Below are 13,891 nucleotides of genomic sequence, written 5' to 3'. Positions count from 1 at the left end.
CTTGGATCGCGGACGTACGCGCGACCGAACAGCCAGGATACTGGACCGGCCGCCATAGACCCAATCCGGCCCTCTTCGCCCCCTGGCCCGGCGGGATACGGACGCGCGACCCTAGGGGCGGTGCTGCCCGTGGCCCTGTTCGTAGGCCCGCAGCTGGTCCAGATCGATCATGCCGGTGTCGAAGAGACTGGTCTCGTCGAGCGCGGCCTGCTGGGGCTGGTGGTGCGGCTGATGCTGGGGCTGGGGCGGCGCGTAGTGCTGCTGGCCCTGGTCGTAGGCGTACGGGTCCTGCTGGACGTATCCGTACTGCGCGTACTGATCCTGCTGGCCCTGGTGCTGATAGCCGTAGGGGTCCTGCTGGGGCTGCTGGTAACCGTAGGGGTCGTACACCGGCTGCTGCTGCGCGGGGATGTGCGCGTGCGTCTCGGCGGCGTGCGCCTCGGCCAGGTGTGGTTCGGCCGGGTGCGGTTCGGGCCGGTGGGCCGTCGCGGCCGGCTCGGGCTCGGCCAGTTCGGCCAGGCCCGCCAGATAGTCGGCGTCGCTGGTGTGCAGGCGCGGGTCCCCTGCCGCGTCCTGGGCGGCCATGTGGTCGGCGAGGTCGTCGGACGCCGTCCTGCCGTGCAGCTTGAGACGGCCCCGGCCGACCGCTTCGAGGGTCTTGGCGAGCACCGCCTCGAAGGCGCCGAGCTTGGCGTCGACATACGCGTCGGCCCGGTGGATGAGCGTCTGGGGGTCGGCGCTGTACTCGGGGGCGTCCTCGTCGGGGTGGCCCTGGTCGTCGAGGCCGGGGCCCCGGCCGAGCAGCTTCTCGCGGCCCCGGTCGACCGAGCCGATGGTCTTGGTGAGGACGACCTCGAAGTTGGCGAGCTTGGAGTCCACGTAGTCGTCGGCCTCGGCGCGGATCTCCTCGGCCTCCCTGCGGGCCTCGTTCAGGATCCGGTCCGCCTCGTCCTGGGACTGGCGGGCCACGGCGGTGTCGGAGATCAGGGTGCCGCGCTGGGCGTGCGCGGACTCGATGATCCGCTCGGCCTCCTGGCGCGCCTGCTCGACCATCTGCTCGCGGCCGCCGATCAGCTCCTGGGCCTGGGCGAGCGAGCCGGGCAGGGCCTGGCGCACCTCCTCCAGCATCGCAAGGAGCTCGGCACGGTTGACCACGCACGAGGCCGACATGGGCATGGAACGGGCGCTGCCGACCACCCCGACGATCTCGTCGAGCTTCTTCTGCACGTCCACCGGTGATCGCCACTCTTCTAACGGTTTGGAGACGGACGGGACGACTGTAAGGCCAGTCGGCGCCCGTCCGACACCGGGTGACGCACTGTCAGCGGAGCGGCGCCCGGCTCACTTTTCGCCGAGCCGCGCCACCAGGGCCGCGTGGACGGTGGCCGGCAGCAGGTGGGAGACGTCTCCGCCCCAGGTGGCGACCTCCTTGACCAAGGAGGACGACAGGAAGCTGTAGGTCGGGTTGGTCGGCACGAACAGCGTCTCGACGCCGGAGAGCCCGTTGTTCATCTGGGCCATCTGCAACTCGTAGTCGAAGTCGCTGACGGCGCGCAGACCCTTCACGATCGCGGGGATGTCCCGCTGCTTGCAGAAGTCGACGAGCAGGCCGTGGAAGGACTCGACCTGCACGTTGCCGAGGTCGGACGTCACCTCGCGGATCATCTCGATCCGCTCCTCCACGGTGAACAGGCCCTGCTTCGACTGATTGATCATCACCGCGACATGTACGACGTCGTACAGGCGGGAGGCGCGGGCGATGATGTCGAGGTGTCCGTTGGTGATGGGGTCAAAGGACCCGGGACAGACGGCGCGGCGCATCTGGTGTCCCTCGCTCTCCGGTCCGGTCATGGGGTGTGCCTCGGTGCGTTTTCGCACGTGGAGGCGGCGCGACCGTACCAAAGCGTGCCTTCGCCGTAACGACGGGCCCGCAGCGCTTCGAATCCTTCGGGCCAGCCGAATTCCCCGCCTCTGGTGCTGCGCTCCACGGTGACGAGACAGTCCTCCGCGAGCCAGCCCCCTCGGCGGAGTGTGAGCAGGATCTCCCGAAGATCGTCATCGGTGACCGCGTACGGAGGGTCGAGGAAGACCACGTCGTAGGGGTCGACGGGCGCCGGGCCTGTGATGATCTGTTCCGCTTTGCCGGTACGCACCTCGGCGCCGGGGAGGCCCAGGGCGGCCACATTGTCACGGACGGTGCGCGCGGCGCGGCCGTCGGCCTCGACCAGCAGGGCGTGGGCGGCGCCCCGCGAAAGCGCCTCCAGGCCCACGGCGCCCGAGCCCGCGTACAGATCGGCGATCCGGATGCCGTCGAGCGTGCCGAGCAGCGCCTCCCAGGTGGAGAAGAGGCCTTCGCGCGCCCGGTCGGATGTGGGGCGGGTGCCGGTGCCCGGCGGTACGGCCAGGCGGCGGCCTCCGGCCTGGCCGGCGATCACGCGGGTCATCTCAGTCCTTGTCGGTGTGCGGGGGGGTGCAGGGCGTGCAGGGGCATGCATGGCATTCGGAGCGTTCATGACTGTTCATGACTGTTCATGCGCCGGATGTGCGCCCTCAGTCTCTCAGCCCTTGTCGAGATACTGCTCGCGGTCCTTGTCCAGGAGCGCGTCCAGGGCCGTGCGCAGCGCCGGGAGCCCGGCAAGCGCGGGGTCGGCGGCGACCACCGTGACGGCCTCTTCGCGGGCGGCGGCGATGATCTCCTCGTCCTCGATGACGGTGAGCATCCGCAGCGAGGAGCGCACACCGGACTGGGCCTGGCCGAGCACATCGCCCTCGCGGCGCTGTTCGAGGTCGATGCGGGACAGCTCGAAGCCGTCGAGTGTGGAGGCCACGGCGCCCAGCCTGGCCCGGGCCGGGCTCGCCTCCGGCATGTCGGTGACCAGCAGGCACAGGCCCGGCGCTGAGCCACGGCCCACACGGCCGCGCAGCTGGTGCAGCTGGGAGACGCCGAAGCGGTCGGCGTCCATGATCACCATCGCGGTGGCGTTCGGCACGTTCACCCCGACCTCGATGACGGTGGTGGCGACCAGGACGTCCACCTCGCCCGCGCTGAAGCGGCGCATCACGTCGTCCTTGTCGTCCGGCTGCATCCGGCCGTGCAGGATCTCCGTCCGCAGCCCCTTGAGCGGGCCGTTGGCCAACTGCTCGGCGATCTCGATCACGGCCAGCGGCGGCCGCTTGTCGGCGGTCTCGGCCTCCTCCGCGTTCTTCTTGCCCTTGGCGGACTTGGCGTCCTCCTCGTCGGCCACGTCACCGATGCGCGGGCACACCACGTACGCCTGGTGGCCCTTGTCGACCTCCTCGCGCACCCGCTCCCAGGCGCGGGCCAGGAAGTGCGGCTTGTCCTGGGCGGGGACGACATGGCTCGCGATGGGCGAGCGGCCCGCGGGCAGCTGGTCGAGGACGGAGGTCTCCAGGTCGCCGAAGACCGTCATGGCGACCGTGCGCGGGATGGGAGTGGCGGTCATGACGAGCAGGTGCGGGGGCTGCTTGCCCTTGGTGCGCAGGGCGTCGCGCTGCTCGACGCCGAAGCGGTGCTGCTCGTCGACGACGACCAGGCCCAGATCGTGGAACTGCACCTTGTCCTCGATCAGGGCGTGGGTGCCGATCACCAGGCCGGCCTCGCCGGTGACCAGGTCGAGCAGGGCCTGGCGCCGCGCGGGCATCCCCATGGATCCGGTGAGCAGCACCACCTTGGTGCCGCGTTCGGCGCCGCCGAGCATTCCGCCCTCGGCGAGCTCGCCCATCATCTCGGTGATGGAGCGGTGATGCTGCTGGGCCAGGACCTCGGTGGGCGCCAGCATCGCGGCCTGCCCGCCCGCGTCGACGACGGCCAGCATGGCGCGCAGCGCGACCATCGTCTTTCCGCTGCCGACCTCTCCCTGGAGCAGCCGGTGCATGGGGTGCTCGGTCGCCAGGTCGTCGAAGATCTCCCGGGAGACCTTCTCCTGGCCCTCGGTGAGGGTGAAGGGCAGCTTGGCGTCGAAGGCGTCGAGCAGGCCGCCGGGGACCGGCCGCCGCGCCGCCGCGGGGAGCTGCCCCTCCGCGTGGCGGCGGCGGGCGAGCGCCACTTGGAGGACGAAGGCCTCGTCCCACTTCAGGCGCTCACGCGCGTCCTCGATGTCGGCCTTGGTGTGCGGGCGGTGGACCTTGAGCAGGGCCTCCGGGAGCGACACGAAGCCGCGCCCTTCGCGCAGGGACTCGGGCAGCGGGTCCACGGCCTCCTGGGCGCTGGGCAGGACCGCGTCGACGGCCTTGGCGATCTTCCAGGACTCCAGACCCTTGCAGGCCGGGTAGATCGGGATGAGGGCGCCGGCCCAGGAGGCGATGTCCACCCCGTCGTCCGCCCCATCGGCCGCGTCCGCGGCCAGCTTCGCGTAGGTGGGGTGGGCGAGCTGCATGCGCCGGTTGAACATCGACACCTTGCCGGCGAACATCGCCCGGCTGCCGGGCAGCAGTTCCTTGTGGGGTTTGTGGATGCCGCGCCCGAAGAACACCAGTTGGAGGCGGCCGCTGCCGTCGGTGATGGTGATCTCCAGGCGCTGGCCGCGCCCGTGGTTGAAGGTGTGCACCCGGGCGTCGGCGACCTGGGCCACGACCGTGACGTCCTCGTCGAGGGGCAGCTCGGCCAGCTTGGTGAGCTGTCCCCGCTCCTCGTACCGCCGCGGGTAGTGGTGCAGCAGATCGCCGACCGTGTGCAGGTCGAGGTGCTCGGCCATCACCTTCGCGGTGGGTCCGCCGAGCAGCTTCTTCAGGGGTTCTTCGAGCGCGGGCACGCGTTCCATTGCACACCACGGCACTGACAGCCGGTACCTACTCCACGCCGATCAGCAGCGGCACCCCTTGGCGGCCGCCCTCGTAGACGACGGTGTCGACCGCCAAGTGGGCCTTGCCGACGTGGGTTTCGAGCTGGTCGGCGAGGCCGGCCGGCGCGTCGGCGGACACGACCAGGGTGACCAGTTCGCCGCCCGCCGCCAGCATCCGGTCGAGGACGGTGCGGGCGGTGGCGCACAGGTCCTGGCCGATGACCACCACGTCCCCGTCGATGAGGCCGAGCACGTCGCCGGCCTGGCAGACGCCGGCCATCGTCCACGACTGCCGTTCGGCGACGGCCAGTTCGGCGTGGCGGGTGGCGCCTGCGGCGGACGTCATCGCGACCACGTCCTCGTCGAAGCGCCGCTCGGGCGCGTGCACGGCGAGCGCCGCGATGCCCTGGACGGCGGCCCGGGTCGGGATGAGCGCGACCCGGATGCCCTCGGCCCTGGCCTGTTCGACGGCGGCCGCCGCGGTGTGGCGCAGTTCGGCGTCGTTGGGCAGCAGTACGACCTCGCGGGCGTGCGCGCGGCGGATCGCCTCGACGAGTTCCCCGCTGGCCGGTGGCTCACCTGGCCGGGCGAGCACGGCCGTGGCGCCCGCCTGCGCGCAGAGCCCGGCAAGGCCCTCGCCGGGCACGACCGCGACCACGGCCCGCTGGACCTGTTCCCTGGGCGGTTCGGGAAGCGCCCGCTGCTCGAAGTGCGTGATCCGGATCCGGTGCGGCCGACCGGCCTCGACCCCGGCCTCCACGGCGGCGCCCGCGTCGTCGACGTGCACATGGACGTTCCACAGTCCGTCGCCGCCGACCACGACCAGGGATTCCCCGAGCCGGTCGAGCCGGGCGCGCAGCCGGTCGACGGCCGCGTCGTCGGCCTCCAGGAGATAGATCACCTCGAAGGCGGGGCCCGCCGCCTGCGCCTGGGCGGGACAGTCGTCCATCGGCACCGGCACGGGCGCCTCCCGGCGGGCCGCGGGCACCTCGCCGGACAGCGCCTGGACGAGGGCCCCGAGCACCGTGACCAGACCGCGCCCGCCCGCGTCCACGACACCCGCGCGCCCGAGGGCGGCGAGCTGGGAGGGCGTGGCGTCCAGGGCGTCGCGGGCGCCCGCGTAGGCGGCCTGGGCCACCTCTTCCGGGGCGGTGCCCGCGCTCCTCGCCGCCTCGGCTGCGGCTGCTGCGACCGTCAGGACGGTCCCCTCGACGGGGTGGGCGACCGCCAGATAGGCGGCGGAGGCCGCCCTGGCGAGCGCCGAGGCCAGGTCCCCGCCGTTCTGGAGCACGTCGGCCATGCCGCGCAGGAGCTGGGCGAGGATGGTTCCGGAGTTGCCCCGGGCGCCGATCAGCGCGCCGTGCGCCATGGCCCGTACGACATCGGCGAGGTCCGGGACCCCGGCGTACACGGGCGGCTCGGGGTAGGCGGCGAAGACGGCCTCGACGGCCTGCGCCGCGGACTCCATCGTCAGATAGAGGTTGGTGCCGGTGTCCCCGTCCGCGACCGGATACACGTTGATCGCGTCGATCGCCTCGCGGTCCCGGCCCAGCGCGTCCAGGCAGAGCGCGCACCAGCCGCGTACCGCGACGGCATCGAGGGTCTGCGGCACCTGGTGGTCCTCCTTGGCGGGCGGCGGCGGAACGCGACCGGGGCGCCCGGATGTGCGGGACTCGGCCGAACCCGCAGGGTAGACCCGGTGCGGGCCGGGGGCCGGGCCGGGGGCGGCCGCGATCGTGGTAGTTTCGTATCTCGGGAGCAGGCGTTGTATGCTGCTTCGGTTGCCCGGCGAGAGTCGGGCCGATTCCCCCCGGCAAGCCACTTCAGATCTCTGATTCCGGTGCGCCGGTTTTCACTGTAAGTGCATTTAGATGCATCTGAAGCTTTTGGAGTGACCCGTGGCTGCCAACTGCGACGTCTGCGGCAAGGGGCCGAGCTTCGGCAACAACATTTCGCACTCGCACCGCCGTACGTCTCGTCGCTGGAACCCGAACATCCAGCGCGTGCGTGCCGTGGTCGGTCGGACGCCGAAGCGGCTCAACGTCTGCACCTCGTGCATCAAGGCCGGCAAGGTCTCGCGCTAATTGCGACGTCTGTCGTAGCGCAGCCCTGCGGTTGCCTTGAAAAGCCGGTCCACCTCGGTGGGCCGGCTTTTTGCCGTGCCCGTTCGCGGGCGGCGGACCGCGCCCCGGGCCCGGGGCGCGGCGCGCGCGTCACTTGAGGCGCCACCCGTGGTCGACCGGGCCGATCCCGGCGCCGAGCGCGAAGCCCGCGCGGATCGCGCCCGTCACGTACTCCTTGGCCGCGTTCACCGCCTCCGGGACCGCGAGCCCTTGGGCGAGGCCGCAGGCGATGGCGGAGGCGAGCGTGCAACCCGTGCCGTGCGTGTGCCGGTTGTCCAGGCGCGGTGCGCGCAGCCAGTGTTCCTCGTGGCCGTCGCTCAGCAGGTCGAGCGCGTCACCGGGGAAGTGCCCGCCCTTGATCAGCGCCCAGCGCGGCCCGAACTCCAGGACCGCCCCGGCCGCCCGCCGCATCCCGTCCTCGTCCTCGACGCGTACGCCTGTGAGCTGCGCCACCTCGTCCAGGTTGGGCGTGGCGACCGTCGCCGCCGGCAGGAGGCGGGTGCGTACGGAGTCGAGGGCTTCGGCGGCGAGCAGCGGATCGCCGTGTTTGGAGACGCCCACCGGGTCCACGACGACCGGCGCCTCGGTGGTGGCGAGCAGGTCGGCGACGGTCTCGACGAGCGCGGCCGAGGAGAGCATGCCGGTCTTCACGGCCTGGACGCCGATGTCGTCGACGACGGCCCGGTACTGTGCCCGCACCGCCTGGACCGGAAGCTCCCAGGTACCCTTGACGCCCAGCGAGTTCTGCGCGGTGACGGCGGTGATCACGCTCATGCCGTGGGCGCCGAGCGCCAGCATCGTCTTGAGGTCGGCCTGGATGCCGGCGCCGCCGCCGGAGTCGGATCCGGCGACGGTCAGCACACGGGGGATCACGCGGGATCGTCCCCGAAGTGGTCCCAGCCGCCCTTGCTGGTCCAGGGCGCGCCGTCCACGGTGACGGTGGGCAGCGCGGACGGGTTCAGGACCTCGCCGATCACCTTCCAGCGGGCCGGCAGCTTCACGTCCGGCGGGAAGGTCGCCACGATCGCGTGGTCCTCGCCGCCGGTCAGCACCCACTGGAGCGGGTCGACGCCGACGGCCTGGCCGATGTCGCTCATCTGTGTCGGGATGTCGATGAGGCCGGAGCGCAGGTCGATGCGGACCTTGCTGGACTCGGCGATGTGGCCGAGGTCGGCGACCAGGCCGTCGCTGACGTCGGTCATGGCGGTGGCGCCGAGACCGGCCGCCGCGGGGCCCGCGTGGTAGGGGGGCTCGGGGCGGCGATGGGCCTCGACGAAGGCGCGCGGCGAGCGGAAGCCGCGCGAGAGCACGGCGTAGCCGGCGGCCGACCAGCCGAGCCAGCCCGTCACGGCGACGACGTCGCCGGGCTGCGCGCCGGCCCGGGTCACCGGTTCGTGGTTGCGCAGGTCACCGAGCGCGGTGATGGCGACGGTGATGGTGTCCCCGCGCACCACGTCACCGCCGACCACGGCCGCCCCCGCGACCTGGCACTCGTCGCGGATGCCGTCCATCAGCTCGGTGGGCCAGGTGACCGGCAGTTCGGCCGGCACGACGAGCCCGAGCAGCACCGCCGTGGGCACCGCGCCCATCGCGGCGATGTCGGCCAGGTTCTGCGCGGCGGCCTTGCGCCCGACGTCGTACGCCGTCGACCAGTCGCGCCGGAAGTGGCGTCCCTCGAGCAGGATGTCCGTGCTGGCGACCACTCTGCGGTCCGGCGCGGTCACGACCGCGGCGTCGTCGCCGGGCCCCAGCCTGACCGCGGGGGTGGAGGTGAGCCGGGAGGTCAGCTCCCTGATGAGCCCGAACTCCCCCAACTCGCCCACAGTGCCTTTCACCGTGTCCCACCTCTCATCGTCGTACCCCGTCGGCCCCGTGCGCGCGCGGTCGCGAGCGGTCTCGGGGGTGGGTACCGTCAACACATACGTCAACTTCATGGCCGCCCTCGCCTCTCGGCGCGAGCAGCCGGTCGCGCGGGTCTCCCCGTCGCGCGGGGCGACGCGGTACCGTGGCGTCTCTTTCTCTCCCCCACATGATCCTCGTGGCCGCCCTGGAGGTTCCGTGGTACAGGCGTACATCCTCATTCAGACCGAAGTGGGCAAGGCGTCGACAGTCGCCGAGGCCATCGCACAGCTCGCGGGAGTGATCCAGGCCGAAGACGTGACCGGTCCCTACGACGTGATCGTGCGGGCGCAGGCCGATACGGTCGACGAACTCGGCCGCATGGTGGTCGCCAAGGTCCAGCAGGTGGACGGCATCACCCGAACCCTGACCTGCCCGGTCGTCCATCTGTAGCCCCCGCTTACCCTGGGCCGGTGACTTCCTCTCGCCGCCGGCCGCTGCTCGTCCTGCCCGTGGCCGCCGTCCTGGCGGTCGCGGGCTGTTCTTCGTCCGACGCCACCGCGAGGGTGGCGCTTCCCTCCCCTTCGGCGAAGGAGGCGGCCGCCTGCGCGGCCCTCGACAAGCTCCTGCCCGACACCGTGGCCGGGCAGAAGCGGCACGATCCCACCCCGGACTCGCCGCTGACGGCCCGGTGGGGGAACGGGGACGCCGCGATCGTACTGCGCTGCGGGATCCCCCGGCCCGATGAGGTGGCGGATCCGAAGTATCCGGGGGTCGAGGTGGAGGGGGTCTCGTGGACCGTGCAGTCCCGCTCCCAGGGGCCGCGCTTCATCACGCAGTACCGCGAGCCCTATGTCGAGCTGCTGGCCGGGACGCGCTACGAGCACGACGCCTCGGTCCTCCAGCCGTTCGGCGCCCCGGTCACCAAGGCGATCCCCAGGACGCTCGTCGTCCCCTAGGCCGTGTCTTCCGCGCGGCGGCTAACGCAGGCCGGTGGAGCGGCGCAGCGCGGCCTGGATGAGCATGTCGACCAGGTCGGCGTACTCCACACCGCTCTCCTGCCACATCCGCGGGTACATCGAGATCGGGGTGAAGCCCGGCATCGTGTTGATCTCGTTGATGACGAACTCGCCGTTGTCCTGGAGGAAGAAGTCCGCGCGGACCAGGCCCTCGCAGGACGCGGCCTCGAACGCCTCGACGGCCAGGCGCCGCACCTCGGCGGTGGCCTCCTCGCCGATCGGCGCGGGCACGATGCCGGCCGCCGAGTCGATGTACTTGGCCTCGAAGTCGTAGAAGTCGTGGGCGGTCACCGGCGGGATCTCGGCCGGCACGCTCGCCCGGGGCCCGTCCTCGAACTCAAGGACGCCGCACTCGATCTCGCGGCCGCGCAGCAGCGACTCCACGAGGAACTTGGGGTCGTGGCGGCGGGCTTCGGCGATGGCTTCGTCCAGGCCCTCGAAGGAGTCCACCTTGGTGATGCCGAACGAGGACCCGGCCCGCGCCGGCTTGATGAACAGCGGCCAGCCGTGCTCGCCGGCGAAGTCGGCGATGCGCTTGCGGGCGCCCTTCTCGTCCTGCTCCCACTCGCGCGGCCGCACCACCAGATAGGGCCCCACGGGCAGCCCGAAGGAGGTGAAGACACGCTTCATGTACTCCTTGTCCTGGCCGACGGCAGAGGCGAGCACGCCCGCGCCGACATAGGGGATGCCGGAGAGCTCCAGGAGGCCCTGGAGGGTGCCGTCCTCGCCGTAGGGGCCGTGCAGCATCGGGAAGACGACGTCGACGTCGCCCAGGGCCTTGGGCACCATGCCGGGCTCGGTGTAGACGACTTCGCGGCTGGAGGGGTCCACGGGGAGCACCACGGCGCCCTCGGGCGACTCGGCGAGCTCCTCGACGCTGGGGGTGCGCCGGTCGCTGATCGCCATCCGCTCCGGTTCGTCGGCGGTCAGCGCCCAGCGGCCGTCCGTGGTGATGCCGATGGGCAGCACGTCGTACTTCGTACGGTCGATGGCACGCAGCACCGCGCCGGCGGTGACGACCGAGATGCCGTGTTCCGAACTGCGGCCGCCGAACACCACGGCCACCCGCGGCTTGCGGAGCTGCTTGTCAGGGCTCTGGGGGAGGTTCTCGCTGCTCATATCGCGTTGAGGGTACCCGTTCGACGGCCCGCGGCCACTGCCGCGGGCCCGGCGCGCTCAGCGCCGTTCGGCCTTGGCGCTGCGTGACATGAGCTCCTTGAGGGCGACGACCGGCGGCTTGCCCTCGTGGACGATGCCGACGACGGTCTCCGTGATGGGCATGTCCACCGCGTGCCTGCGGGCCAGATCCAGCACGGATTCACAGGACTTGACGCCTTCGGCGGTCTGCCGGGTGACCGCGATGGTCTCCTGGAGCGTCATGCCCTTGCCGAGGTTGGTGCCGAAGGTGTGGTTGCGCGAGAGCGGTGAGGAGCAGGTCGCCACCAGGTCGCCGAGGCCCGCGAGCCCGGAGAACGTCAGCGGGTCGGCGCCCATCGCCAGGCCCAGGCGCGTGGTCTCGGCGAGACCGCGCGTGATGAGCGAGCCCTTGGCGTTGTCGCCGAGCCCCATGCCGTCGGCGATGCCGACCGCGAGACCGATGACGTTCTTGACGGCGCCGCCCAGTTCGCAGCCGACGACGTCGGTGTTGGTGTACGGACGGAAGTACGGGGTGTGGCAGGCGGCCTGGAGGCGCTGGGCGACGGCCTCCTCGCGGCAGGCCACGACGGCCGCGGCCGGCATCCGTCCCGCGATCTCCTTGGCCAGGTTGGGTCCTGTGACCACCGCGACGCGGTCGTCGGCGACCTTGGCGACCTCGGCGATGACCTCGCTCATGCGCTTGGCGGTGCCGAGTTCGACGCCCTTCATCAGGGAGACGAGGACGGTGTCGGGCGCCAGCAGGGGCGCCCACGCGGCGAGGTTGTCGCGCAGCGTCTGCGAGGGGATGGCCAGGACCGTGAAGTCGGCGCCGGCCGCGGCCTCGGCGGGGTCGGTGGTGGCCCGCACCGACGCGGGAAGTTCGATGCCGGGCAGGTAGTCGGGGTTGACGCGGGTGGAGTTGACCGCTTCGACGATGTCGGGGCGGCGGGCCCACAGCGTCACGTCGCAGCCCGCGTCGGCCAGGACCATGGCGAACGCCGTGCCCCACGAACCCGTTCCGTACACCGCTGCCTTGGGGGTGCCGTGCCTCACTTGGTGTCCTCCCGGGCGGCCTCGCGGCGCTGGCGCGCGCGGACTTCGCGCAGATCGTAGGGCTTGTCCGGGGCCTTCTCGCCCCGCAGTTCCTCCAGGATCGAGGTGATCGCGGCCATGATGGTCTCGGTCATCTCTCTCAGGACCTCCGGCGTCGGCTCCTTGTCGTAGAACCGGTCGAGGTCGACCGGCGGACCGGCCTTCACCTGGAGCGTCTTGCGCGGGAAGAAGCGGACCTTCTTCTCCTTGGCGTACGGCGGCATCGCCAAGTTGGCGCCCCACTGGGCGACGGGGATGACGGGTGCCCGCGTCATCAGGGCGGCGCGCGCCACCCCGGTCTTCGCGGTCATCGGCCACTGGCCCGGGTCGCGGGTGAGGGTGCCTTCGGGGTAGAAGGCCACGCATTCACCGCGCTCCACCGCGTCCACGGCGGCGCGGAAGGCTCCGACGGCGGTGGTGGACTCGCGGTAGACGGGAATCTGGCCCGTGCCGCGCAGCAGGATCCCGACGCCGGGGGCCTTGAAAAGCGCGGCCTTCGCCAGGAATCGGGGCACACGGCCCGTGTTGTATTGGAAATGCCCGTAGGAGAACATGTCCAGATACGAGTTGTGATTGATGGCGGTGATGAATCCGCCGTCGGAAGGAATGTTCTCCATTCCCCGCCAGTCCCGCTTGAACAGAACGACCAGCGGCGGTTTTGCGATGACCGCCGCCAGGCGGTACCAGAAGCCGATTCTGCGGCGGGACACTCGGACACCTTCCTCTGTGGGCCCTGCCAGGCCTTTGTGAGCCCTGGGGGAACGGACCCTGCTTGGCTGCCGGGGCAAGTGTCGCCCCAGGCCCCTGGTCTGTCGAGAACACCGTACGCCCCGGTACGGACAGCGACCCGCCGGGCGGGTGACAATGAGGCCCGCCGCCGTCCGGACGGGCCGGGACGGGGCCCGCAGGGAGGGGACGCCACGAACACCGCCTCAGCCGCGCGCTGGTCCCTCGTCGTTCCGCTGAAGCCCTTGGCGCTGGCCAAGAGCAGGCTGACGGCGGCCGTCGGCGACGAGCTGCGGCCGCGGTTCGCCCTGGCGTTCGCCCTGGACACCGTGGCCGCCGCCCTGGACTGCCCGGCCGTACGCGATGTGGCGGTCGTCACGGATGATCCGCTGGCCGGCGCGGAGCTGGCCGCGCTCGGCGCCCGCGTCGTGCCCGACTCCCCCGCCGCCGGCCTCAACGCGGCGCTCGCGCACGGGGCGTGCCGGGTGCGCTCGTGCCAGGCGCTCGCGGTAGCCGCCCTCAACGCGGACCTGCCCGCGCTGCGCCCCGCCGAACTGGGCCGGGTGCTGGCCGCTGCGGCCGCGTTTCCGCGCGCTTTTCTCGCCGACGCGGCAGGGATCGGGACGACTTTCCTTTCCGCTCTTCCGGGCACCGATTTGAATCCGGTATTCGGCGGCCGCTCACGGGCCGCGCACGCCGCCTCGGGAGCCGTGGAAATCCTGCTCGACGGCGTGGATTCGGTGCGCAGGGACGTGGATACGGGAGCGGATCTGCGCGCCGCGCTGTCCCTGGGGGCCGGCCCGGCCACCGCCGCGCTGCGGGGCGCCCTCGATGTCGTACCGGGGCATTAGGCTGCGGGTATGCAGGCGACCGCGTACACATACGACCCCGAGACCCGCAGCGGCAGCGTGCTGCTCGACGACGGCACTCCGGTGGAATTCGGGGCCCCGGCCTTCGACGCGGGGGGTCTGCGGCTGCTGCGGCCCGGCCAGCGGGTCCGGATCGAGACCGAGGTGCCGGAGGGGGCGGGCGCGGCGCCGCGCGTCACCTTGGTGACGTTGCAGACGTTCTGAGGCCGCCTTTCGCGGCCCGAAACGGCCGCGGGCCGGGTCTCCCCGAGGGGAGCCCGGCCCGGCGCTTGAGCCTTGCCGCT

The 13,891-nt window shown here is 71.9% G+C and carries 15 protein-coding genes; 5 read left to right on the top strand and 10 right to left on the bottom strand.

Translation table 11 applies throughout. From position 1 onward, the window contains the following. Nucleotides 1–111: 111 nt before the first annotated feature. From ACFYM2_RS30830 to ACFYM2_RS30810, 5 genes are all read right to left on the bottom strand, one after another. A complete protein-coding gene (locus ACFYM2_RS30830; RefSeq protein WP_388840790.1) occupies nucleotides 112–1,233 on the bottom strand; it encodes a cell division initiation protein in 1,122 nt (373 codons plus the stop codon). A gap of 108 nt (nucleotides 1,234–1,341) precedes the next feature. Beyond that, nucleotides 1,342–1,821, bottom strand: a complete 480-nt coding sequence (gene coaD / locus ACFYM2_RS30825) for a pantetheine-phosphate adenylyltransferase (protein WP_350234788.1) — start codon at nucleotides 1,819–1,821, stop codon at nucleotides 1,342–1,344. A 26-nt stretch (nucleotides 1,822–1,847) separates the two neighbouring features. Next, nucleotides 1,848–2,444, bottom strand: a complete 597-nt coding sequence (gene rsmD / locus ACFYM2_RS30820) for a 16S rRNA (guanine(966)-N(2))-methyltransferase RsmD (protein WP_388840787.1) — start codon at nucleotides 2,442–2,444, stop codon at nucleotides 1,848–1,850. A 114-nt stretch (nucleotides 2,445–2,558) separates the two neighbouring features. Next, the gene (recG, locus tag ACFYM2_RS30815; protein ID WP_388840784.1) at nucleotides 2,559–4,781 is read right to left on the bottom strand and encodes an ATP-dependent DNA helicase RecG; all 2,223 of its coding nucleotides are present in this window, start codon (nucleotides 4,779–4,781) and stop codon (nucleotides 2,559–2,561) included. A gap of 28 nt (nucleotides 4,782–4,809) precedes the next feature. Beyond that, nucleotides 4,810–6,414, bottom strand: coding sequence for a DAK2 domain-containing protein (locus ACFYM2_RS30810; protein ID WP_359000361.1), 1,605 nt, complete (start codon nucleotides 6,412–6,414; stop codon nucleotides 4,810–4,812). A 286-nt stretch (nucleotides 6,415–6,700) separates the two neighbouring features. Here ACFYM2_RS30810 and rpmB point away from each other — a divergent pair, with 286 nt between their 5' ends. Further along, on the top strand, nucleotides 6,701–6,886 hold the full coding sequence (gene rpmB, locus ACFYM2_RS30805; protein WP_003951095.1) for a 50S ribosomal protein L28: 186 nt from the start codon (nucleotides 6,701–6,703) through the stop codon (nucleotides 6,884–6,886). A gap of 129 nt (nucleotides 6,887–7,015) precedes the next feature. Here the strand turns inward: rpmB and thiD are convergent, their stop codons facing one another. Further along, nucleotides 7,016–7,798, bottom strand: a complete 783-nt coding sequence (gene thiD / locus ACFYM2_RS30800; protein WP_388840781.1) for a bifunctional hydroxymethylpyrimidine kinase/phosphomethylpyrimidine kinase — start codon at nucleotides 7,796–7,798, stop codon at nucleotides 7,016–7,018. Next, nucleotides 7,795–8,760, bottom strand: coding sequence for a thiamine-phosphate kinase (locus ACFYM2_RS30795; protein WP_356616981.1), 966 nt, complete (start codon nucleotides 8,758–8,760; stop codon nucleotides 7,795–7,797). Before ACFYM2_RS30795 ends, thiD begins: the two co-directional genes overlap by 4 nt. Before the next feature lie 223 nt (nucleotides 8,761–8,983). Between ACFYM2_RS30795 and ACFYM2_RS30790 the strand changes: the two genes are divergently transcribed. Next, nucleotides 8,984–9,217 (top strand): Lrp/AsnC ligand binding domain-containing protein, encoded by a 234-nt coding sequence (locus ACFYM2_RS30790; protein WP_350232893.1) that lies wholly within the window; start codon nucleotides 8,984–8,986, stop codon nucleotides 9,215–9,217. Nucleotides 9,218–9,237: 20 nt separating this feature from the next. Further along, nucleotides 9,238–9,723 (top strand): DUF3515 family protein, encoded by a 486-nt coding sequence (locus ACFYM2_RS30785; protein WP_388840778.1) that lies wholly within the window; start codon nucleotides 9,238–9,240, stop codon nucleotides 9,721–9,723. A 21-nt stretch (nucleotides 9,724–9,744) separates the two neighbouring features. On the opposite strand, the gene ACFYM2_RS30780 is transcribed toward ACFYM2_RS30785, so the two are convergent. Genes ACFYM2_RS30780 through ACFYM2_RS30770 form a run of 3 tightly spaced genes read right to left on the bottom strand, consistent with a single transcriptional unit; the run spans nucleotide 9,745 to nucleotide 12,722 of the window. Beyond that, nucleotides 9,745–10,902, bottom strand: coding sequence for a D-alanine--D-alanine ligase family protein (locus tag ACFYM2_RS30780; protein WP_359000374.1), 1,158 nt, complete (start codon nucleotides 10,900–10,902; stop codon nucleotides 9,745–9,747). Between the two features lie 57 nt (nucleotides 10,903–10,959). Beyond that, nucleotides 10,960–11,973: an NAD(P)H-dependent glycerol-3-phosphate dehydrogenase gene (locus ACFYM2_RS30775; protein WP_359000376.1), complete on the bottom strand. Its 1,014-nt coding sequence runs from the start codon at nucleotides 11,971–11,973 to the stop codon at nucleotides 10,960–10,962. After that, on the bottom strand, nucleotides 11,970–12,722 hold the full coding sequence (locus ACFYM2_RS30770) for a lysophospholipid acyltransferase family protein (RefSeq protein ID WP_359000379.1): 753 nt from the start codon (nucleotides 12,720–12,722) through the stop codon (nucleotides 11,970–11,972). The genes ACFYM2_RS30775 and ACFYM2_RS30770 overlap by 4 nt, the downstream gene beginning before the upstream one ends. Before the next feature lie 252 nt (nucleotides 12,723–12,974). Here ACFYM2_RS30770 and cofC point away from each other — a divergent pair, with 252 nt between their 5' ends. Then, nucleotides 12,975–13,589: a 2-phospho-L-lactate guanylyltransferase gene (cofC, locus tag ACFYM2_RS30765; protein WP_388840840.1), complete on the top strand. Its 615-nt coding sequence runs from the start codon at nucleotides 12,975–12,977 to the stop codon at nucleotides 13,587–13,589. Nucleotides 13,590–13,598: 9 nt separating this feature from the next. After that, nucleotides 13,599–13,811 (top strand): hypothetical protein, encoded by a 213-nt coding sequence (locus ACFYM2_RS30760; RefSeq protein ID WP_359000382.1) that lies wholly within the window; start codon nucleotides 13,599–13,601, stop codon nucleotides 13,809–13,811. Nucleotides 13,812–13,891: the final 80 nt, after the last annotated feature.

Origin of the sequence: Streptomyces sp. NPDC006711, from assembly GCF_042869775.1 — a bacterium.
Taxonomy (GTDB): Bacteria; Actinomycetota; Actinomycetes; order Streptomycetales; family Streptomycetaceae; genus Streptomyces.
The sequence above is the reverse complement of the archived record's forward strand: the minus strand, read 5'-3'. Positions and strand labels throughout refer to the sequence as shown.